Source organism: Pseudomonas sp. CCC4.1 (genome assembly GCF_035019225.1).
Lineage (GTDB): Bacteria > Pseudomonadota > Gammaproteobacteria > Pseudomonadales > Pseudomonadaceae > Aquipseudomonas > Aquipseudomonas bubulae.
On sequence record NZ_JASJWL010000029.1, the window covers coordinates 35,154 to 57,972 of the forward strand.

A 22,819-nucleotide genomic window follows, 5' to 3' on the forward strand; every position below is an offset into this window, starting at 1 on the left:
CAGGTAGTAAACATCAATGAACAGCGGTAATTCCAAGACCGAACCCAAGGTATTGCATGCAAACCTCAAGCGCGGTCGTCTGGAGGTAGAGGTCAATGCATCGACCTTTGAGCCACAGGCACTTTTCGATTTTGCCGAGCGCCGAAACCCCAAGCGCGCCTTTTTATTCGTTTCCCGTGTATTGGGGCGTCATATCCCGGCACGGCCGTCACTGATGGCGGAAAGCTTCAATGCCCTGGCTGCAAAAATCCCTGCCGACCTGCCCGGCCCGGTGCTGGTTATCGGCATGGCTGAAACCGCCGTTGGCCTGGGTGCTGGCGTGCACCGCGCGCTCAGCCAGACCCGTGATGACAGCGTGTACCTGTGCAGCAGCCGCCACCCTACGGGCAGTGAACTGTTTGCCCGTTTTGAAGAAGAGCACAGCCACGCCAGCTCGCATCTGCTGCATTTGCCGCAAGACGCACACACCCGCGAGATGATGCTCAACGCCCGCTCGCTGGTGCTGGTGGACGATGAAGCCTCTACCGGCAATACCTTTATCAATCTGTCCCGGGCGCTGGCCGAAGCAGGGCTCAACTCGGTCGAGCGTATTGTCACCACGACCCTGACCGACTGGTCCCGGGACGCTGTGCGCAAGGCCATGGGCGATCATGTCAGCAGCGTCTCTTTGCTCGATGGTCGCTACACGTTCGCCGAAGATACCACCGCAGAACTCCCTCAAATGCCCGAAGTGGGCAGCGTGGCCCAGGGCGACTGGGCACTTGATGCCAGCCGTGACTGGGGGCGCATGGGCGTTCGCGAACACCTTGATACCCTGGCGCCCGATCTGCAGGTCGCCCCAGGTGAACGGGTCTTGGTGGTCGGCACCAGCGAATTTGTCTGGCGCCCGTTTCTGCTGGCCGAGCGCCTTGAGCGGGCGGGCGCCGACGTGCGCTTCAGCTCCACCAGCCGCTCGCCCATTGCCTTGGGCCATTGCATCGATCATGCATTGTCGTTCTCGGACAACTATGGCCTGGGTATCCCCAACTTTCTTTATAACGTCGCCCCCGGCCAGTTCGACCGGGTGCTGATCTGCAGCGAAACCCCGGCAGCTGCGGTCGATCCGGCGCTGGTTAGCGCGTTGAATGCGCAGGTAATCGTTGATGAGCAGTAATCGTCCTCTGGTGTTCGTTGATCTGGACGACACCCTGTTTCAAACCGCCCGCAAAATGGGTGATGAGCCACGCTTTGCCGCCACCCTGGATGTGGACGGCCAGCCCAACGGCTTTATGAGCGCAACACAAAAGAGCTTTGTGGAATGGCTGCTGGCCACCAGCGATGTCGTCCCCGTAACTGCGCGCAGCATCGAGGCCTATCAACGTGTGCAATTGCCGTTCGTCCACGGCGCGGTGTGTGCCCACGGCGGCGTGATTCTCAAGCCCGACGGCTCGCTGGACCCGGTCTGGCATGCGCGCATGTGCGACGAACTGGCCCTTGAGCAAACCCGGTTGCATCAACTGAGCGAGCAAACCCTGGCCATTGGTGCCGAACTTGGCTTTTCGTTGCGTGGCTGGGTGGTTGAAGAGCAGGGCCTGGCCAATTACGTGGTCACCAAGCACAACAACGAAACCGACGAAGCGCTGCTCGTCGTATTGGCCGAGGTCAAGGCGCGCGGGTTGCTCGATGGCCTGTATGTACACGGCAATGGCAACAACCTGGCGTTTCTGCCCATCACCCTGCAAAAGCGTGAAGCGGTACGTGAATGGATCCGCCGCGATCAGGCGATCAACGGCAAGCGCCCGTTGCTGGGCTTCGGTGACAGTGTGTCGGACCTGGGCTTTATGGCCGAGTGCGACTGGTGGGGCACGCCCAAACGCGGGCAGTTGGCCGCTCATGTGCTGGCGAGCGTCGACCATGAGTAATGCTTTCGCAGGCCTGGAAACCGTCGGCAGTGGCAGCTATGACGCCGATGACGTGCACTTTTTACTGCGCGCCCTGCAGATTGAAGTCACCGACGTGCAGGAAAAAGAGCGGCTGATCCAGACCCGGCAACGCCATTACTCCGAGATGATCAGCCAGGAACATGCGCCGTCCGACACCCATAAAAGCCTTTACCAGCGTGCCCTGACGCAAAATGGCGCGCGCATGGCGGCCGATGTGCAGGCGCTGGCGCTGGCCTTGAATGAGCGCTACAACGGCCCCTCGATTGCGCTGGTGTCCTTTGTGCGCGCCGGTTTACCGCTGGGTGTACTGCTGCGCCGGGCGCTGCTTGATCTGGGGCGCGAGGCTGCGCATTACGGCATCAGCATTATTCGTGACCGTGGAATCGACAACGTCGCACTCGAAGCTATCATCAAGAGCCACGGTGCCGAAAACATCGTGTTTGTCGATGGCTGGACCGGCAAGGGCGCGATCAGCGGCCAGATCCGCGACAGCCTGGCGGGAGACTCGCGTTTCCCGGCAGACCCACGCCTGGTGGTGTTGGCGGACCCTTGTGGCCGCGCCTGGCTGGCGGCGTCCGCTGAAGACTGGCTCATCCCCTCGGGCATTCTGGGGGCTACGGTTTCCGGGCTGGTTTCTCGTTCCATCTGGCCGCAAACCCCGGGCCTGCATGGTTGCGTGGTGTATGACCATTTGGCGGAACACGACGTGACCATGAGTTTTATCCACAGCATCGAAACCGAGCGGGCACAGCTTGCCCCGTTGGCCGCTGCGCAACCCTGGACACTGGATCAGGCCGCAGCCTTGCAACACTCGGCGGTAGCCGCGGTCGAACGTATCTCGACGCGGTTTGCGGTGACCAACCCCAACCGGGTCAAACCGGGTATCGCCGAGGCCACCCGCGCCGTGATGCGCCGGGTACCGGACCACGTGCTGGTGCGCAACCTTGACGATCAGGACGTGCAACTGCTGTTGCACCTGACGCGCCAGGCCAATATCGAGGTCCAGGAAGTCGGTGATGAACTGGGGCCGTATCGCGCTGTGACCGTAATCAGGAGTGTTCGCTGATGATCAAGCATTCAGCCTATGCCTTGGGCGCCACACTTTATATGCCGGCCACCCGTCCCGATATTCTGGATGTGGTGCTGGGCGAGAAGATCCAGGGTTTACGCTCGCTGGTGGTGTGCCTAGAAGACGCCGTGGCCGAAATCGACGTGCAGCAGGGGCTGAACAACCTCAAGAACCTGCTGTTGGGCATCGAGGCGCGTGGCGGCCGTCCGTCGAGCGGGCCGATCCTGTTTGTGCGCCCGCGTGATGCGGCAATGGCAGCGGTGCTTAATGATTGGTCGCTGATGCGCTATGTCGACGGTTTTGTGGTGCCCAAACTCAGCCTTGGCAATATCCGCGAGTGGCAGCAGGCGGTGACCCGCGACGACCTGATGCTGATGCCCACTCTGGAAACCCCGGAAGTCTTTGTGCCCAATGCCATGGTAGAGCTGCGCAGCGCCATGCTGGAGCTGTTGCCTGAGCGCATTATTGCCCTGCGCATCGGTGGCAACGACCTGATGGGCTGCCTGGGCTTGCGTCGTCCACAAACCATGACCCTGTACAGCACTCCCATGAGCTATGTGATTCCCATGTTGTGCGGGATCATGGGCTCGGCAGGTTTTGCCCTGACCGCACCGGTGTTCGAGCAGCTCAATACGCCACACGTGCTGGATCAGGAACTGGCGCTGGATATGGCTCACGGGCTTGTGGGGAAAACTGCGATTCACCCGTCACAAATTGCAGTTATCCACAGGGCGTTGCAAGTCAGCCTTGAAGATCTCAACAGCGCACGCCAAATATTGAGTGAGGCGGCGCCTGCGGTGTTCAAGTTCAACGACGCCATGTGCGAGCCTGCGACCCATTACAAATGGGCGCAAACAATTATTGAACGGGCACATTGGCAAGGGGTTCGCCCTGAAGTCGCCTGCCCGACAGACACTTTTGGAGGCAGCCTGAGATTGGCTGAATTAGTGGGTTGAACGACGTTTTGAATACATCGGACAAAGGCAACAAGCAGGTTCTGTCAGCGTTCGACTTCGATGGCACACTGACCTATCACGACAGCTTTGTGCCGTTTTTGCGCTTTGCCTTTGGCAATCGCCTGTTCGCGATGCGCCTGTTGCGGATGATTCCGGCCACGGCGTGCTACCTGCTGGGCAGGATTTCTCGCAATGATTTGAAAGAGAAACTGATCGCGGTCTACCTGACCGGCGCCAAAGAGGCCTGGGTAAAGGAGCGCGCTGAAGCATTTTGTGACGTTTCCTGGCAGCGTCTGATGCGGCCTTTGGGCTTAACATCCGTCGCCAACCAGATTGAGCAGGGCGCCAAGGTAACAATTTGCTCGGCGTCCCCTGAACTGGTGCTCACACCTTTTGCCAAAAAACTCGGTATCGGCTTGATCGGTACACGGCTGGCCTCAGTCGATGGCGTGCTGACCGGGGATATCGAGGGCACCAACTGTCGCTGTGAACAAAAAGTCATTCGGCTGGAGGCGCAATACGGGCCTCTGGACCAATACACACTGCGTGCCTGGGGTGACACCCGGGGCGATGAACAGATGCTCGGAGCCGCTCAAGAGCCGCATTGGCGTGAATTTCACGCACTGTGGCGTCGCAAGCGGCCACTTGACGTGTGCTTGCGCGAGGAGCTGTAAGCCAGGCGCAAGCAAAGCATGTCAATAATCAGTAATTACCTATCGTGCTTCAGTGCAGACAAGGAGACGTTTCATGGCCATTTCGCTGTCCAAGAATCAAACCATCTCTCTCGAGAAAGAAGCGGGAGCCGGTCTCAAGAAAATTCGCATGGGCCTGGGCTGGGATCCGGTCAAGCCCAGCGGTTTTTTCGCCAAGCTGCTGAGCAGTGATACCGCCATCGACTTGGATGCTTCGTGCATCCTGCTCGACAGTGCCAAACAACCGCTGGACCTGGTGTGGTTTCGCCAGCTCAAGTCCAAAGACGGCTCCATCGTGCACTCCGGCGACAACCGCACGGGTGAGGGCGATGGCGACGACGAGTCGATCCAGGTCAACCTGGAGCAGCTGCCGGCCGGGGTCAAGCACCTGGTGTTTACCGTGAACTCGTTTACCGGGCAAAATTTCGAAGCGGTAGAAAACGCCTACTGCCGTATCGTTGACGAGCTGACCGGCAAAGAGCTGGCGCGCTTCAACCTGTCGGACAAGGGCCGTCACACCGGCGTGGTCATGGCATACATCAGCCGCACATCGGCGGGCTGGGACCTGACCGCCATCGGCACCGTGGCCAATGGCCGTACCGCCCAGGATCTGGCCACTGACGCAGCCCAGGCGGTGCGCTCATGACCACATTGACCCCGGGCGCCAACACCGGCGTTGCCAGCGGTACCCTGAGCGTCACCGTCAGCTATACCCCGGTGACCGGCGCGGACCTGGACGTTTCTGCGTTTTTGCTCAATGAGTCGGGCAAGGTGCGTGGCGACAACGACATGTGCTTCTTCGGCCAGCAAAGCGTCAACAATGGCGCGGTCAAGCTGGTGGAATCGGCTGCAGGTCGCAGTGTGTTCAGCGTCAATCTGGACGCCATTGATCAGGCCATCGAAAAAGTCGCCCTCACCGCAACCATCTATGAGAACAAGGCCCGTTTCGACGCCTTCCCGCAGTTGACCGTAACGGTGAGCGGCGGCATCGAAGCACCGATTCCGACCCAGGGCATGCAGGAAACCGCGTTGATCCTTGGCGAGTTCTATCGCCGTCAGGGCGTGTGGAAGTTCCGCTGCGTAGCACAGGGCTTTGCCGGTGGCCTTGCGCCCTTGGCCGAGCACTTTGGGGTTGATATTGCGGCTCCTGCTCCTGCTCCTGCTCCGGCAGCAGCGCCGACGCCACCTCCAGCGCCTCCAGCACCAGCACCGGCACCGGCAGCGAAGATCAATCTGTCGAAGATCACCCTGGACAAGCAGCGTCCGTCCATCAGCCTTGAGAAAAAGGACGGTGACTTCGGCGAGATCAAGATCAACCTCAACTGGAACCGTACCAACCCCAACGTCGGGGGCGGCGGCTTCTTTGCCTCGCTGCGCGGCAAGTCGGGCGGGATCGACCTGGACGTGGGCTGCCTGTACGAAATGGAGAACGGCCGCAAAGGCGCGGTACAGGCCCTGGGCAATGCCTTCGGTGATTTCCGTGACGAGCCGTTTATCCAGTTGATGGGCGACGACCGCACCGGCTCGGTAAGTGACGGCGAGTGGTTGCGCATCAATGGCAAGGAGTGGCGCAAGATGCGTCGCGTGCTGGTTTACGCGTTCATCTACGAAGGTGCCCCGAACTGGCAGGCGACTGACGGTGTCATCACCTTGTACATCCCGGGTGAGCCGCCGATTGAAGTGCGCCTGAGCGAAGAGGGCGGGACCAAAGGCATGTGCGCCATTGCTTTGCTCGAAAACGTCGGTGGCAGTGTGAAGGTCAACCGTCGGGTTGAATTCTTCAAGGGCCACTCTGACATGGATAAAGCGTTTGGTTGGGGTATGCGCTGGGCTGCCGGCTCCAAATGAGCGCTCTGTAAGTGGCCGCCTGATGAAACAGGCGCCGTACCTGCAATTTCTGACAAGGTGACTCCAATGCTCGAATGGCTCAAAACCAACGCAAGCGCCGCCCGTGACAAGCTCTCGGCGGAAGTCAGCAAATTCAAGAACCGTGAGTTTATGGAAGCCGTGGTTTCCGGTTGCGCACTGGTGGCCGCTGCCGATGGCAATATCAGCAGCGACGAAAAACAGAAAATGGTCGGATTTATTCAAAACTCCAATGAGTTGAAGGTCTTTGACGTCAAGGACGTGATCAAAGCTTTCAACTCCGTGTGTGAAAAGTTTGAATTTGACCAGCAGATCGGTCGCGCTGAAGCGCTGAAATCTATCGGTCAGCTACGTAAAAAAGAAGATGCCGCCCGCCTGCTGGTGCGTGTTTGCTGCGCAATCGGTAGCGCCGACGGTAACTTCGATGAAAGTGAGCGGGCTGCCTGCCGCACTATCTGCAATGAGCTGGGGCTGAACCCTGGCGATTTTGATCTCTGAGGACATCATGGAAAACACGGCAATTGGCTTTCCGCCAACTACCATCGCTGTATTTGTGGCTCTGGCGGTCATTGCTCTGGCAATCGACCTGTTTACCCACAAAAGCGATAAACCGGTCTCGCTGACCAACGCCGCCGTCTGGTCGGTGTTCTGGGTGGTGATCTCGCTCATGTTTGCGGGCTACCTGTATGTGGCCCACGGCCCAAGTGTGGCCAGCCTGTTCGTTACCGGTTATGCGCTGGAGAAAGTACTCAGCGTCGACAACCTGTTCGTGTTCATGGCGATCTTTGCCTGGTTCAAGATCCCGGACGCATTGCGTCACCGGGTTCTGTACTGGGGCATCATCGGCGCCATTGTGTTCCGCCTGATTTTCGTGGCAATCGGTACTGGCCTGCTGGCGTTTGGCCCTTGGGTCGAAGTGCTGTTTGCCGTGGTCGTGGCCTGGACCGCAGTGATGATGTTGCGCAGCAAGGAAGAGGATGAGGAGGAGGATTACTCCAAGCACATCGCCTACCGTTTTGCGAAAAAACTGTTCCCGGTCTGGCCGAAACTGCACGGGCATAATTTCTTTGTTTCACGCAAAGAGCTTGAAAAAGAGATCACGAAGCCGCAGAACAAGGGAATGACTCTTGTAGGCAAGGGCGCTCTTTTTGCTACCCCACTGTTTTTGTGTGTGGTGGTGGTTGAGGTTTCAGACATTCTGTTTGCCTTCGACTCCGTACCGGCAGTGATTGCTGTGAGCCGTGAACCCTTGATCGTGTACTCGGCCATGATGTTCGCCATTCTGGGTCTGCGGACCATGTACTTCGTTCTCGAAGCACTGAAACGCTACCTGGTGCACCTGGAAAAAGCGGTTATCGCCCTGTTGTTCTTTATCGCCGGCAAGCTGGCCCTGAACGCAACCGATCACCTGTTTGGCCATGGTTATGAAATTGATCCAAACACCAGTCTGATTGTGGTGTTGGTGGTCTTGGCTATCGGTATCGTGGCCAGCATCATCTTTCCCGGTAAGGAAGAAGAGCAATCCGACGTTAACAACGACACGAAAGCTTGATCGCACATTACTAAGGAGAATTACACATGGCACTTTCCCTTTCCAAAGGCGGCAACCTGTCTCTGTCCAAAGAAGCCCCCGGGATGACCAAAGTCCTCGTGGGTCTGGGCTGGGATGCTCGCTCCACCGATGGTCAAGACTTCGACCTGGATGCGAGCGCTTTCTTGCTCAAGGCTGACGGTAAAGTACGCGCTGACTCCGATTTCATTTTTTACAACCAGCTCAAAAGCGTGGACGGCTCGGTTGAACACACGGGCGACAACCGTACCGGTGAAGGCGACGGCGATGACGAGGCGATCAAGGTCGACCTGTCCAAAGTACCCGCCGACATCGACCGGATCGCGTTTACCGTGACCATTCACGAAGCTGACGCTCGCCGTCAAAACTTCGGTCAGGTGCGCAATGCTTTCATCCGCATTGTGAACCAGGACAACAACAGTGAAGTGGCGCGTTATGACCTGGCAGAAGACGCCAGCACCGAAACCGCGATGATCTTTGCCGAGCTGTATCGCAATGGCGCCGAGTGGAAGTTCCGCGCTGTGGGCCAGGGCTTTGCTGGCGGTCTCAAGCCATTGGCGGAAAGCTACGGCCTGAAGTTTTAATCTGCACCCCATCAACTTTTCATATAAGGGTTCACGAACATGGCAGTAAGTCTGAGTAAAGGCGGCAACGTCTCCCTGACCAAAGAAGCACCTGGCCTGACCGAAGTGGTTGTAGGCCTGGGTTGGGACCCACGGGTTACTGACGGTCAGGAGTTCGACCTGGACGCCTCGGTGTTTATCGTTGGTGAGAACGGCAAAGTGCTGAACGACGGCAGCTTTGTGTTCTACAACAACAAGACTTCGCCCGACGGCAACGTTGTGCACCAGGGCGACAACCGCTCGGGCGCCGGCGACGGTGATGATGAGCAAGTAAACGTCAACCTGTCGGGTCTGTCGCAAGAAGCCAAAAAACTGGCTTTCGCGGTGACCATTCACGAAGCGGATGGCCGCAAGCAAAACTTCGGTCAGGTATCCAACGCTTACATTCGCGTTCTGAACAAGGCTGACGGCAAGGAGCTGGCACGTTTTGACCTGAGCGAAGACGCTTCGACCGAAACCGCGATGGTTTTCGGCGAGCTGTATCGCAATGGCGAAGAGTGGAAGTTCAAGGCAATTGGTCAGGGCTTTGCCGGTGGCCTGGCGCCATTGGCTTCGAACTTTGGCGTTAACCTGGGCTAACCCCCAGCGTTAAACGAAAGGCCCTCCCCGGTATCGGGGAGGGCCTTTTTTTTGTGTATAAACACCTGTAGCAGCTGCCGAGGAACGAAGGCTGCGTTCGGCGGCGAAGCCGTCGTGAAATCAGACACTTCGCTGCATCAGATAGATTGAACGCTCAGGTTTTACGAGGTCTTCGCCCTCGAACGCAGCCTTCGTTCCTCGGCCGCTGCTACAAGTATTCCACGCACCGCTTGATCAAAACCTCATCTGCCACTGCCCCATCAGCCCGTGGTTGCGGCTGTTGCTGCCGATATCGCCGGTATAGCTCACCCCCAGGGTCTGCCTGGCAGAGACGCCAAGATCCAGCCCGGCCTCCAGCACCAGCGAGTTGCGATCCAGCGCACTGCCCTCGACATCAAAGGCCGATCCGCCCAGCACAAAGGCCTGGGTGGTTGAGCTGCCGACATCACCATAGAGGTGTTTCCAGCCAGCGCTCAGGCGGGGTGTGATGCTCATGCCGTTTTCGAGCTGGTTCAGATGCGCCAGCCGTACACCCAGGGTGCTACTGAAGTTGTCCTGGGTTTGCCGGTCAACCTGCAACGCCGCGGCACCGCCTTTTTCGGTGTAGCTGTCACGTTGATAACGCTGATAACCCAGGTTGGCATACGGCTCGGCACTCAGACGACCGCTACCCAGGGCGTAGCCCAGTTCGGCAAAAGCCTGCTGGCTGCTGGCGTGGTAGTCCCCCTTGGGCTGATCGCTGAAGCCGTTGAATATCAAGCTGCGTTTGCTGTCGCCGTTATGGCCGCTATACGCCGCCCCCAGGCGCAGGGCCAGCGCACCGCTCTGGTGAATGGCATAGGCGCCCGCGTGCCAGCTGTTGACCCTGCCCTCCATGCCGGTGCTGTCCACGTCGGTTTTTGAGTAGCCGCCCAGTACACCCATGCGCCAGTCCGGGGTTAGCGCCCAGTCGGCACCCAGTACACCGCCTTTGGTACGTTGGGTCAGGTCGCTGTTGCCGTGGATTGCGTCCAGCCGGCCATAGCTGCCCAGGCCCTGCAGCCAGAGCCTGCCCCGGGCATTCGGGTCGTTGAGGTTGCGCACGCCCGGCACCAGGCCCGTGGCGGCCAGGGCAGGGGTGTCACTGGCGGCACTGGCAACCTGTAGGCCACCGCCTGCGCCCAACGACTGCATGGCCGCCAGCATGCTGCTGCCCACCTGCAAAGAGGCGCCCAGTGTGGCGCTGCCCAGGCTCGCATTGCTACTGGCGGATAGCTGCTCGATGGCGGCGCCCGCCGTCTGTGCCGAGGTGTTGAGCAGGGCGTTATACAGCGCGTTGCCGGCCTTTAGCTGGCTCAGGCCGATGGCCGCACTGTGGCCGTTGGCGCTGCTGGCATAATCGGTAAATGCTACGTCATTGCGCGCATAGGTCAGCTCGACGCTGGTGGGGGTGTAGTTGAGGGTCGGGGTGAGGAAGGCGTAATCGCTGGTGACTTTGCCAAAGGTGCCGTCGATGGCCGCTGCGTTCAGCACCCTGTACTGGCTTAGCCACGGATAGGTACCGCTACCGGCATTGATGGCCAGGGTCGAGCCATTGAGGTGGACGGTGCCGCCAACCTGCACCGGTGCGCTGCTGCCATCGGCATTGACGCCATAGGCCAGGGTCGCGCCGCTGCTCAGGGTCAAGTCATGGCTGATGGTGGCGCTGCCCAGCTGCGTGTCGGTTTGCAGCGTGCCGTTGACCTGCAGGTTGGCGACGCTGCCACCACCGGCATACATGCCACCTTCATCGACAGTGATAGCGCCGCTGATGGCTCCCAGGTTGACCAGGCGGGCGCCGCTGAACACCTCGCCGCCGTCACTGAAGTCGTTGTGGCTGGTGAGGATCCAGCTGCCGGACTTCACATCCAGCCATTCAACGTTCTGGCTATTGCCGAAGCGGCCACCGGCCGGGTCATCCAATGTCACCCGGTCGTAGCCGCTACCGCCATCCACCAGGCCGTCGAAGCGGCTGGCGCTGCCCAGGGTCAGGTGGTCATCGCCGCCGCCGAGGTCCAGGGCCAGACCATTGCTGCCACTGATCAGACCCTTGTTGCTGACCACATCATCGAACTCTCCCACAAATCTGACGGCAAAACCGTCCAGCCCTTTGATTGTGCCGTTATTGATCAGTCGGGTGGCCGCGACCCCGGGGCCATCGCTGCCGTCATCCACCAGCACCGCATTGTTGGCGCCACTGATGAGTGCACCTTCGGCGTTGTAGAGATAACCCCCGCCAAGGGCGATACCTTCGCTGCCATTGGCAAAGCCGTTTTTATCGACGCCACCGGCGCCGGTGCCCTGAATCACCCCATAGTTTTCGATATGGGCGATCAGGTCGATATCCACGCCATCGCCGTCACCGTTGGGCTTGAGCCCGGAATAGGCGCCGGTGATGGTGCCGTAATTGATCACGGTGCCGTTGCCGTCCGAACCAAAGCCCGAACCGTTGCGCCCGGTGACTTCGCCGTAGTTGACCAGGGTTGCGCCCAGATCGGTGGTCATGCCGTGGCGACCACCTGAAAGGGTGCCGTGGTTGGTCACGGTCACGCCGGTTGCCGAGTCAATATCGATGCCGTCGAATTTGTTGTCGTCGGTCAGGGCATCACCCGATGAAATCTCGCCGTAGTTGAGGATTGTGGCGTTGGAACCGGTTTTCATGCCGTCACTGAATTCGCCGCGGATCAGCCCACCCTCGCGGTTGATAAGGGTGGTCTGGACACCCTCGCTGCGCAGCGAGTCGAGGTCGATGGCCTGGCCACTGCCGGTCGAGCGCACAGTGCCACTGTTGTCGATCAACACACTGCCACTGGTGAAATTGGTGTCGATTCGCAAAGCATCGTTACTGCCCTGAATCGTCGCGCCGCTGCGATTGATAATGCTGTAGTTGCGTTCACCACGGGTACTGCCGCTGGTATCGATGGCTCGCCCGCCTGTCGAGATCAAGCTGCCGGCGTTGTCGATGACGACACCTGAGCCGCGGGTGTCGTCTTTCAGAGTGACCGCCACCTTGGTGGAGGTCAGGCTGCCGCTGGGCGTCAACGTCAGGGTGTCGTTGCCATTGAGGGTCAGGCTGTCGGTGCTGGCGGTGCTGAGGAGGGCCGCTTTGGCAAACGCCACAGGGGATAAACAGCTGGTACTCAGCAGTGCAAGGGTGAGCGCAAGACGCTGGGGTGAGGCGGGCATGACGAACGACCTTTTTTGTAATAATAAGGTCGTCATGTATAGCGAACAGGTTTTACAAAATGATGTATCCGAATACCACCAGAACCTCTGTATCGTGTCGGCCATTGTAAGAAATTTCGCTTTTACTCGGCGCTTCCAGATTCTGTCGAAGTGCCCCCTTATCGAAGTGGTTCAGCTCACCCATGGAAACAGTACGTGCCCGTCTTGCCGGCCTGATTGAATTTGTTAAACAGACCGCGCTGATGCAAAAGCGGCCGGCGTTAACCCTTAGCCAACACAGCGCCTTCAGTGCCAGCGAAGAAAAATTGCGGGCGTTGCCCGGGGTCAGCCTGGATCTGCACAACGGCGAGGAAGACGAAGTCTGGCTGCAGCTCGAACGTCTGCATGAGCGCAAGCCACCGGCGCCCCTCAGCCCGCTGCTGGGGTTGTGGATCGAACTCAAGGGCACGCCGCAGACCGAACCGGCACTCAAGGTCCGCCTGGCACGGGAGGTCCTGATCAACAGCACGGCGATCTCCGAGGACGAACGCTCGCGCTTGATGCCTGTAGCCCTGCAGATCGGGGAAGACGTCGCTGTCGAAGAGTGGGTCAATCTGGAAGACTGCCTGGATGCTGGCGAGATCCGTGCGCAATTCAAGTCTTACAGCCAAACGGCCTGGCGCCTGTGGGCCGCTGAGGAAAAACAGCGGCGCAAAAGCATCGAACTGTATGCCGAGCTTTTTATGCTGGTTCAACAGATGCAGGGCAACCTGGGGGATGCGCAGCTGGAACTGGTGTGGGGCCTGGGGGTTTCGACGTGGGAACATCCCGTGGTCGGTGTCATCCATTACCCGTTAATTAGCCAGTTGGTGGAGATCGCCATCAACCCCGACAGCATGGCCATTGAAGTGCGTCCGCGCGCTGCCGAGCCACGCCTGGAAGTGGATGCCTATGTGGCGGCCGATATTGCCGGTGTCGGGCCGCTGGCAACCCTGGCCAAGGATTTTTTCCAACAGGATCAGGCCGGCATCAGCCCGTTCAACGCCGCCAGCTACGAGCCGGTGATTCGTTCAGCATCGACCCTGCTCGATGCCCATGGTCAGTTTTTGCCGGTGACGCTGGCCGAGGGTGATCGATCCGTCCCCAAGGCTGCCGAGTTCTTGTGTGTCACCGATACCTGGTGCCTGTTTGCCCGCGCCCGCGACAGCAATATGTTTATTGAAGACCTGGGTCGCTTTGAAGCCGGGATCGAGGAGGCCGGTGAGCTGCCGGCGGCCTTGCGGGCCATTCTCACCGAACCGTCCAGTGTGCTGGAAGATGTGGTCCTGCCACCGTTTCGTGGTTTGTCCTACGTCAGCGGTACCCAGGGGGATGATGCGCCGGCGGCAAAAGCGCAGGAGCTGTATTTCCCCAAACCGTACAACGATGAGCAGGTGCAAATCATCCAGCTGCTGCAAGTGCACGATGGCGTTGTGGTGCAGGGCCCGCCCGGTACGGGCAAGACCCATACCATCGCCAACGTCATCAGCCATTACCTGGCCAATGGCAAGCGGGTGCTGGTGACGTCGATGAAAGACCCGGCCCTGGCGGTGCTGCAGGAAAAACTCCCGGAAGCCATACGTCCGCTGGCAATCAGTTTGTTGAGCAGTGAAGCGGACGGCATGAAGCAGTTCGAGTTTGCCATTCAAAAGATCTCAGCTGAAGTACAGCGCATCGATCGTGCGCTGTATAAGCGCGAAATCGGCCAGATTGACGACGAAATCAACACCCTTCATGGTCAGATGGCCGGCGTTGATCGTGAGATCACTCATTGGGCCGAGCGTAATCTGTCGGACCTGGAGATCGACGGTGAGCGCCTGAGCCCTACCCATGCGGCCTTGCAGGTTGCGGCGGCCCAAGATGAAATCAGCGGTTTTACCGACCGGATCGGCGTGGACGAAGCGTATCGTCCGCGCTTTACGTTGCAAGACATCATCGCCTTGCGCGAAGCCCGGCTTGAACTCAAGGACTCACTGGCCTACCTGGGCCAGAAACTGCCGCAGCTGGCTGACTTCCCGGACGCGCAGACACTGATTCAGGTGCATCAGGATCTGGCTCAGGAAAGCCAGCTGCAGCTCAAGGAAAGCACCGGCGAAGTGCCGCGCCTGCTGGATAACAGTGCCGAAACCCTGGAGCAGGCCCAGGCGCTGGTCGAGCATTTGGGCCAACTGCAAACCCTGCGCACACAGATCAGCACCTCGGCCCACAGCTGGGCCGCGCCCATGCAGGCTTGTCTGATGCGTGGTGGCAACGATGATGTGCTGGCGCTGTTTGCCAGCCTCAAGGGCGAGATCGAAGACGCGCTGGCAGGGCGCAAGGCCTTTGTGGCACGACCGGTAAGCCTGTCGTTCGAGTTGCATGCGCAACCCGAGGTGGTAGCAGCTATCGATAACATGGCCCAGGGGCGACGCCCGTTCGGCTTGTCCGGCCTGCTTGGCAAGGGCACGCAAAAACAGTTGCTGGACACCATTGTGGTGTTGGGCAGCAAGCCGCAAAGCGACCAGGACTGGCAGCATGTGCAAGCCTTTGTGCACTTCCAGCAACACAGCCGTACCTTGCTGCTGCGCTGGAATGCGCTGGCCGCCGAAATACCCTTGCCGACGCTGGAAACCGACGCCGAACAACTGATGGCAGCGGCCCGGGCGATCGAGCAGTTCGATGCCATTGTGCTCACAGAGCAGGGCGAAGCCCGTGCCCACCGCGAACTCAAGCAGCTGCTCCCGGACTGGGCCGAGGTTAGCCAGTTGCGCAGCAACGCATCGGTATTGGCCGAGGCCGAAAGCATCCTGCGACACTACCTGATACGCCATCGCCTGGCGGCCACCTGGGCCATCAAGGAAACCTTCAACAAAGCCCTGGCCGGGTGTGGTGGCGATATCAGTGAGCAGTTGCAAGGCTTTCTGGATTTGAGCCTTGGTCAGCCTCAGGTTGATACCGCCTTACTGCAAACCCGGTGGTCCGCGCTGATGGACGAGTTGCGCCGGGTGATGGCCCTGGCCAGTGCCCTTGAGACCGTACAGCGGGTAACCGACCTGATCGCGCAAAGCGGCGGCCTGCTCTGGGCCGCCCGTTTGCGTGAAGAGCCGGTCGTCGGGCCGGTCGACGGCCTGCTCCCGGACAACTGCCTGGATGTGTGGCGCCTGAGCCGTCTGGCCCGCTACCTCGAAAGCATCGACGGACGCGAAGACCTCAAGCGATTGTTCAAGTTACGCGGTGAGCTGGAGCTGAGTCTGTCGCGTCTTTATCAGGATGCGGTGGTCAAACGAACCTGGCTGCGGCTGTCGGAAAACGCCACGCCGAGTGTCAGGGCAGCCCTTGAGCTGTACCGCACCGCAATCCGCAAGATCGGCAAGGGCACCGGCGTACGCGCCGGGCGTTATCGTCAGGATGCGCGACTGGCGGCCGATGTGGCGATCTCGGCCATCCCGTGCTGGATCATGCCGCATTACCGCATTTGCGAAAGCCTGCCCGCGCAGTACGGTGCCTTTGACCTGGTGATTATCGACGAAGCGTCGCAGTCGGATCTCAGTGCATTGCCGGCGTTGCTGCGGGCGAAAAAAGTGCTGGTGGTGGGCGATGACAAACAAGTATCGCCCGATGGTATCGGCATGGAAGAAGAGCGCGTGCAGAACATGATGGCGCGCTTTCTGGGCAATCAGGTGGGCCTGTATCGGCCCTTGATGTCGCCCGAGCGTTCGCTGTATGACCTGTTCAAAGTGGTATTTGCCAAGAGCGGCACCATGCTGCGCGAGCATTTTCGCTGTGTGGCGCCGATCATCGAATACTCCAAGCGAGAGTTCTACAACCACGAACTCAAACCGCTGCGCCTGCCGTTGATGACTGAGCGTCTTGACCCGCCGCTGGTGGATCTGCTGGTGATGGACGGGGAGAAGAAAGGCAAGTTCAACCTTGGCGAAGCCCAGGTGATCGTCGAGGAAATTCGCCGCCTGATCGCCCTGCCGCAGATCACTGGACGCAGCATCGGCGTGGTCTCGCTGCTGGGCGCCGAGCAAGCGCAAAAGATCATGCAGATGCTGACCAAGGAGCTGGGTGAAGAGGCTATTACCCAGTTCCAGATCAGCTGTGGCGATGCCCGCACGTTCCAGGGCAAGGAGCGCGACATCATGTTCCTGAGCATGGTGGCCTCTCCCGGCGATTGCTTTGCCAACAGCCGCGACTCGATAGCCCAGCGCTTCAACGTGGCCGCTTCGCGGGCACGGGATCGCATGTACCTGGTGCGCAGTGTCGAGCTGACCGACCTCAGCCCTGTGGACAGTTTGCGCCGCGGCCTGATTGAGCACTTTGAAACCCCTTTTACCCAGGATGCTGCGCAGGTCAGTGATCTGCGCGAGTTGTGCGAATCCGGCTTCGAGCAGGAGATGTACGATGAGCTGACCCAGCGTGGCTATCGGGTGATTCCGCAGGTGGGCGTTGGCGCGTATCGCATCGACATGGTGGTCGAGGGCGACAACGACAGTCGCCTGGCCATCGAATGTGACGGCGACCGCTTCCACGGCCCGGACCGCTGGGACAGCGACATGCGTCGCCAGCGTATTCTGGAGCGGGCGGGCTGGCGTTTCTGGCGTTGCTTTGCATCGGCTTTTACCCTTGATCGTCAGCAGATCATTGATGATTTGCTGGCTACCTTGAAGGCAATGAACATCGAGCCTGCCAGCGGCGAAGGCGCGGCGCCGAGCATTCATGTCGAGCGCCGTCGGGTATATGGCTTTGAACGCGCAGGAACAGTCACCGAGGAGGGCCGTGTGCGGGCCCATGATAACCGTCCGGCCAAAGATCCGTTTTTGTTCTGGGTACCGGACGACACATTGGCCGTGAGCGATGTCGAGGCTGAGCAGTCTTTGCCACTGACCGTCTGATGGTCGCCGGGGAACAGTAGGCGCGAACCTGCTCGCGATACCGTGACCCGGCCAGCCAGACCGCAGCGCCTGTATTACAGGCAGGCCACCCCCTTGGGGTTTTGCGTTGTCATGTGTCAGCAGGTGATCGTACAACCACCTTGAGCTATGATGCGTCCCTACGGGGGCGCGATTTCGCAGTGTTCAGGTCGGCCAAGGCGATAGATCAGCTGCTTTAATCATCAATGCTTCCGATCCTTTTGATTTCGAGAAAAATGTTCACCATGGAAAACCACAACGACGTACCCCGCCTCCCTCGCAAGCGCCGCAGCCTGGCGCAAGAGTTGGTGACGGTGCTGTCCGAGCAGATCCGCGACGGCATGCTCAAGCGCGGCGACAAGTTGCCCACCGAGTCGGCGATCATGGAAGCCCATGGTGTTAGCCGTACGGTGGTGCGCGAGGCCATTTCCCGACTGCAGGCCGCAGGGCAAGTCGAGACGCGACACGGCATCGGCACCTTTGTGCTGGATACACCGAGCCCGAGCGGTTTTCGCATCGATCCGGCAACTGTCGTCACATTGCGCGATGTGCTGGCGATTCTTGAGTTGCGCATCAGCCTGGAGGTTGAATCTGCAGGGCTGGCGGCGCAGCGTCGCAGTGCCGAACAACTGGCCGCAATGCGCGCGGCGCTGGATGCCCTGAATGAAAACACCGCGCGTAACGGTGATGCCGTGGCCTCGGATTTTCAGTTCCATTTGCAGATTGCACTGTCGACCGGCAACCGCTACTTCACGGACATCATGACTCACCTGGGCACCAGCATTATCCCGCGAACCCGGCTCAATTCGGCGCGTCTGGCCCATGATGACCAGCAGCAGTACATGGACCGCCTGAACCGTGAACACGAAGAAATCTACCAGGCTATTGCCCGTCAGGATTCGGAAGCGGCCCGCGCTGCCATGCGCCTGCACCTGACCAACAGCCGCGAGCGCCTGCGCCATGCCCATGAAGAGGCAGAGGCGCAGCGCGGGTAGGGCGTCCTCCACCTGTGGGAGCGGGCTTGGCCGCGATCGTATCGACGCGGATTGCCTGACAGAACGCGGCGCTTGCATGGCGAGCAAGCCCCTCCCACCGGGTATTGCTGCGTAAGATGAGCTGTTCTACGACAACCTGTCACTTACCAAAAATTAAATTTCACTTTCACCACACTCCACCAAAGCCCGTACTAGACGGGCTTTTTTGTTTTTATCGAAACTGATTCGCCCCAGGGCAGCCACGATTTCAAGAAATGAGATTGACGTTCGTTTTTTAAGTTGTACGATGACGTACGACGCAACGAATCGCTAACGTATTTCTCATCACAATGTGCTCCCAGGGTGTTCGAATAATGAATCCACAAGAACTGAAGTCCATCCTCTCTTCCGGTCTGTTGTCCTTTCCGATAACCGACTTCAATGCTCAAGGTGATTTCCACCCTGAGGGTTACATCAAACGTCTGGAATGGCTGGCTCCGTACGGCGCTTCGGCCCTGTTTGCCGCTGGCGGCACGGGTGAGTTCTTCTCCCTGGCAGCCAGCGAATATTCGCAAGTGATCAAAACCGCAGTCGATACCTGCGCTACCAGCGTGCCGATCCTGGCCGGTGTCGGTGGTTCGACCCGCCAGGCCATCGAATACGCTCAAGAAGCCGAGCGCCTGGGCGCCAAAGGCCTGCTGCTGTTACCGCATTACCTGACTGAAGCCAGCCAGGACGGCGTTGCCGCCCACGTTGAGGCTGTGTGCAAGTCGGTAAACATCGGCGTGATCGTCTACAACCGCAACGTTTGCCGTCTGACCGCACCGCTGCTGGAACGTCTGGCCGAGCGCTGCCCCAACCTGATCGGCTACAAGGATGGCCTGGGCGATATCGAATTGATGGTGTCGATCCGTCGCCGCCTGGGTGATCGCTTCAGCTATCTGGGCGGCTTGCCGACGGCCGAAGTGTACGCCGCTGCCTACAAGGCACTGGGCGTACCGGTTTACTCCTCGGCGGTGTTCAACTTTATCCCGAAAACCGCGATGGAGTTCTACCGTGCGGTGGCCCGTGACGATCACGGCACGATCGGCAAGATCATCGATGAGTTCTTCCTGCCGTACCTGGACATCCGCAACCGCAAAGCCGGCTACGCGGTCAGCATCGTCAAGGCCGGGGCCACCATTTCCGGTTACGGCGCAGGCCCGGTGCGTACCCCGCTGACCGATCTGCTGCCGGACGAGTACGAGGCACTGGCAGCCTTGATCGACAAGCAAGGCCCGCAGTAAGCAATGACCAAGGCCGCTGAGTAATCAGCGGCTTTTTACGTAAAGGAATACGATCGGTGGCTCACGCAGCTCCCACATAAGTTCCACCCGTCAGCTACAGCCAAAACAGATTAACCCGCACATAAAAATAATCAGTGGGAGTAGTACTACATGCAAGCGACCAAGCCGACGCATGTCCGTTATTTGATTTTGCTCATGCTTTTTCTGGTGACCACGATCAATTATGCCGACCGTGCCACTATCGCCATCGCAGGTTCCAGCCTGCAAAAAGACCTCGGCATCGACGCCGTGACCCTGGGCTATATCTTCTCCGCATTTGGCTGGGCCTATGTGGCCGGGCAAATCCCCGGTGGCTGGTTGCTCGACCGGTTCGGCTCGAAAAAAATCTATGCCCTGAGCATCTTTACCTGGTCCCTGTTCACCGTGCTGCAAGGCTTTGTCGGTGAGTTCGGCATGTCCACGGCCGTGGTGGCGCTCTTCATGCTGCGTTTTCTGGTGGGGTTGGCCGAAGCGCCGTCCTTTCCCGGCAACGCCCGCATCGTGGCCGCCTGGTTCCCCACCGCCGAACGTGGCACGGCCTCAGCTATTTTCAACTCGGCGCAATACTTTGCCACCGTGCTGTTTGCACCGTTGATGGGCTGGATCGTGTATTCCTACGGCTGGGAGCACGTCTTTATTGTGATGGGTGTGTTCGGCATCGTCTTCTCGGGCATCTGGCTCAAAGTGATCTACAGCCCGCGTGAGCACCCGCGCATCAACGAAGCGGAGTTCAAACACATCGCCGACAACGGCGGCATGGTCGACATGGACCAGAAAGGCAAAAAGGCCGACGGCCCCAAGTGGTACTACATACGCCAACTGCTGACCAATCGCATGATGCTCGGCGTTTACCTGGGTCAGTACTGCATTAATGGCATCACTTATTTCTTTCTGACCTGGTTCCCGGTGTACCTGGTGCAGGATCGCGGCATGACCATCCTCAAGGCCGGCTTTATTGCCTCACTGCCGGCGGTCTGCGGGTTTATCGGCGGCGTGCTGGGCGGGGTCATTTCCGATTACCTGCTGCGCAAGGGCCACTCCCTGACCTTCGCCCGCAAGGCGCCGATCATCGCCGGCCTGCTGGTATCGAGCAGTATCGTGGCCTGCAACTATGTGGACATTGAATGGATGGTGGTGGGCTTTATGGCCCTGGCCTTCTTCGGCAAGGGCGTGGGCGCACTGGGCTGGGCCGTGGTTTCCGACACCTCGCCCAAGCAGATCGCCGGCTTGAGCGGCGGCCTGTTCAATACCTTCGGTAACATCGCCTCCATCACTACCCCGATCGTCATTGGCTACATCATCAGTGCCACCGGCTCGTTCAAATGGGCGCTGGTGTTTGTCGGTTGCAACGCACTGGTGGCGGTCTTCAGCTATCTGGTGATCGTCGGCCCGATCAAGCGTGTGGTACTTAAAGAACCACCGACCAGCGACCCGAAAATCGCTGACATTTTACCTGTCCATAGTTGAGGAGCGGCGTCATGACGTTGATTGAACATTCCGACTCACCGCGCTCGATCCGCCTGCACCCGCGGGATAATGTCGCGGTGGTGGTCAACGACCAGGGCGTACCGGCGGGTACTGTGTTTGCCGACGGGCTGGTGACGGTGGATTTTGTCCCCCAGAGCCACAAGGTCACGCTGGCGGCTATTGCCGAAGGTGGCGAGGTGATCCGCTACGGTCAGGTGATCGGCTATGCCCTGCAAGCCATTGCGCGGGGCAGTTGGGTCAATGAGGACCAACTGCGCATGCCCACCGCACCGCCGCTCGATAGCCTGCCACTGGCCACCGATGTTCCCGCACCGCAAATGCCACTTGAGGGCTTCACCTTCGAGGGTTATCGCAACGCCGATGGCACGGTCGGGACGCGCAATATCCTCGGCATCACCACCACCGTGCAGTGTGTGACCGGCGTGCTGGACCATGCGGTCAAGCGTATCAAGGACGAGTTGTTGCCCCGTTACCCGCATGTCGATGATGTGGTGGCCCTGACCCACAGCTACGGCTGCGGCGTGGCGATCAGCGCCACCGACGCCTATATCCCGATCCGTACCGTGCGCAACCTGGCGCGCAACCCCAACCTGGGTGGCGAAGCGCTGGTGATCAGTCTGGGCTGCGAAAAGCTCCAGGCCGGCCAGGTGATGCACGAAAACGACAGCTCAGTGGACTTGAGCGAGCCGTGGTTGTACCGCTTGCAGGACTCCAGCCACGGCTTTACCGAAATGATCGAACAGATCATGGCGCTGGCCGAAGTGCGGTTGAAAAAACTCGATCAGCGTCGCCGCGAAACCGTACCGGCGTCCGAGCTGATTTTGGGCATGCAGTGCGGTGGCAGCGATGCGTTCTCCGGCATCACCGCCAACCCGGCACTGGGTTATGCCTCTGACCTGTTGCTGCGGGCGGGGGCGACGGTGCTGTTTTCCGAAGTCACCGAGGTGCGTGACGCCATCTATTTGCTGACCTCTCGCGCCGAAACCGAAACCGTTGCCCGGGAACTGGTGCGCGAAATGGACTGGTACGACCGTTACCTGGCCAAGGGTGAGGCGGATCGCAGCGCCAATACCACGCCGGGGAACAAGAAAGGCGGGTTGTCGAATATTGTCGAAAAGTCCCTGGGTTCCATCGTCAAATCCGGCAGCAGCGCGATCAATGGCGTGCTGGGGCCCGGCGAACGGGTCAAGGGCAAGGGCCTGATTTTTTGTGCCACGCCTGCCAGCGATTTTGTCTGCGGTACTTTGCAACTGGCCGCCGGTATGAACCTGCACGTATTCACCACAGGTCGCGGCACGCCGTATGGGTTGGCGATGGCACCGGTGGTGAAAGTCTCGACCCGTACTGAGCTGGCCCGACGCTGGCCGGACCTGATCGATATCGACGCCGGGCGCATCGCCACCGGGCGCGCGAGCATCGAGGAACTGGGCTGGGAGCTGTTCCATTACTACCTGGACGTGGCCAGCGGTAAACAACACACCTGGGCCGAGCAGCACAAATTGCACAACGACATCACCCTGTTCAATCCGGCGCCGATCACCTAGAGCAGTGAGGTGCCCCCGAACCCCGTAGATACCTTCCAGTGGGAGCGAGCCTGCTCGCGAAGGTCGTTCGCGAGCCTGTCTCTTATACACATCT

At 59.6% G+C, this 22,819-nt stretch carries 17 protein-coding genes; 16 read left to right on the plus strand and 1 reads right to left on the minus strand.

The features are described from left to right. The first annotated feature begins 16 nt into the window (after positions 1-16). From QN377_RS13375 to QN377_RS13425, 11 genes are all read left to right on the plus strand, one after another. Complete coding sequence (locus QN377_RS13375; RefSeq protein WP_095020647.1) at positions 17-1,153, plus strand: phosphoribosyltransferase domain-containing protein; 1,137 nt, start codon at positions 17-19, stop codon at positions 1,151-1,153. Beyond that, a complete protein-coding gene (locus tag QN377_RS13380; protein WP_095018724.1) occupies positions 1,143-1,901 on the plus strand; it encodes a trehalose phosphatase in 759 nt (252 codons plus the stop codon). Before QN377_RS13375 ends, QN377_RS13380 begins: the two co-directional genes overlap by 11 nt. Next, a complete protein-coding gene (locus QN377_RS13385; RefSeq protein ID WP_322212304.1) occupies positions 1,894-2,988 on the plus strand; it encodes a cysteine protease StiP family protein in 1,095 nt (364 codons plus the stop codon). Before QN377_RS13380 ends, QN377_RS13385 begins: the two co-directional genes overlap by 8 nt. Beyond that, positions 2,988-3,947, plus strand: a complete 960-nt coding sequence (locus QN377_RS13390; protein WP_322212306.1) for an HpcH/HpaI aldolase/citrate lyase family protein — start codon at positions 2,988-2,990, stop codon at positions 3,945-3,947. The genes QN377_RS13385 and QN377_RS13390 overlap by 1 nt, the downstream gene beginning before the upstream one ends. After that, positions 3,944-4,621, plus strand: a complete 678-nt coding sequence (locus QN377_RS13395; RefSeq protein ID WP_095018727.1) for an HAD family hydrolase — start codon at positions 3,944-3,946, stop codon at positions 4,619-4,621. The genes QN377_RS13390 and QN377_RS13395 overlap by 4 nt, the downstream gene beginning before the upstream one ends. Positions 4,622-4,694: 73 nt before the next feature. Continuing rightward, on the plus strand, positions 4,695-5,285 hold the full coding sequence (locus QN377_RS13400; RefSeq protein ID WP_095002486.1) for a TerD family protein: 591 nt from the start codon (positions 4,695-4,697) through the stop codon (positions 5,283-5,285). After that, positions 5,282-6,487 carry a TerD family protein gene (locus QN377_RS13405; RefSeq protein ID WP_322212309.1) on the plus strand — a complete coding sequence of 402 codons (1,206 nt, stop codon included), beginning with the start codon at positions 5,282-5,284 and terminating at the stop codon, positions 6,485-6,487. Before QN377_RS13400 ends, QN377_RS13405 begins: the two co-directional genes overlap by 4 nt. A 66-nt stretch (positions 6,488-6,553) precedes the next feature. After that, on the plus strand, positions 6,554-7,003 hold the full coding sequence (locus QN377_RS13410; protein WP_322212311.1) for a tellurite resistance TerB family protein: 450 nt from the start codon (positions 6,554-6,556) through the stop codon (positions 7,001-7,003). Positions 7,004-7,010: 7 nt separating this feature from the next. Further along, a complete protein-coding gene (locus QN377_RS13415; protein WP_095002489.1) occupies positions 7,011-8,057 on the plus strand; it encodes a TerC/Alx family metal homeostasis membrane protein in 1,047 nt (348 codons plus the stop codon). Between the two features lie 26 nt (positions 8,058-8,083). Next, complete coding sequence (locus QN377_RS13420; RefSeq protein WP_016783512.1) at positions 8,084-8,659, plus strand: TerD family protein; 576 nt, start codon at positions 8,084-8,086, stop codon at positions 8,657-8,659. A gap of 39 nt (positions 8,660-8,698) precedes the next feature. Next, complete coding sequence (locus QN377_RS13425; RefSeq protein WP_095002490.1) at positions 8,699-9,277, plus strand: TerD family protein; 579 nt, start codon at positions 8,699-8,701, stop codon at positions 9,275-9,277. Positions 9,278-9,511: 234 nt separating this feature from the next. On the opposite strand, the gene QN377_RS13430 is transcribed toward QN377_RS13425, so the two are convergent. Continuing rightward, positions 9,512-12,481 (minus strand): autotransporter outer membrane beta-barrel domain-containing protein, encoded by a 2,970-nt coding sequence (locus QN377_RS13430; protein ID WP_322212312.1) that lies wholly within the window; start codon positions 12,479-12,481, stop codon positions 9,512-9,514. Between the two features lie 182 nt (positions 12,482-12,663). Between QN377_RS13430 and QN377_RS13435 the strand changes: the two genes are divergently transcribed. The 5 genes from QN377_RS13435 (at position 12,664) to garD (ending at position 22,725) form a co-directional block, all read left to right on the plus strand. Next, the gene (locus QN377_RS13435; protein ID WP_296303211.1) at positions 12,664-17,376 is read left to right on the plus strand and encodes an AAA domain-containing protein; all 4,713 of its coding nucleotides are present in this window, start codon (positions 12,664-12,666) and stop codon (positions 17,374-17,376) included. 263 nt (positions 17,377-17,639) lie between these two features. Next, positions 17,640-18,389 (plus strand): FadR/GntR family transcriptional regulator, encoded by a 750-nt coding sequence (locus QN377_RS13440; protein WP_095002585.1) that lies wholly within the window; start codon positions 17,640-17,642, stop codon positions 18,387-18,389. A 353-nt stretch (positions 18,390-18,742) separates the two neighbouring features. After that, positions 18,743-19,654: a 5-dehydro-4-deoxyglucarate dehydratase gene (kdgD, locus tag QN377_RS13445; protein ID WP_095002493.1), complete on the plus strand. Its 912-nt coding sequence runs from the start codon at positions 18,743-18,745 to the stop codon at positions 19,652-19,654. 150 nt (positions 19,655-19,804) lie between these two features. After that, positions 19,805-21,160, plus strand: a complete 1,356-nt coding sequence (locus tag QN377_RS13450; protein ID WP_095018732.1) for an MFS transporter — start codon at positions 19,805-19,807, stop codon at positions 21,158-21,160. 11 nt (positions 21,161-21,171) lie between these two features. Continuing rightward, a complete protein-coding gene (gene garD / locus QN377_RS13455; protein WP_095018733.1) occupies positions 21,172-22,725 on the plus strand; it encodes a galactarate dehydratase in 1,554 nt (517 codons plus the stop codon). The last annotated feature ends 94 nt before the right edge of the window (positions 22,726-22,819 follow it).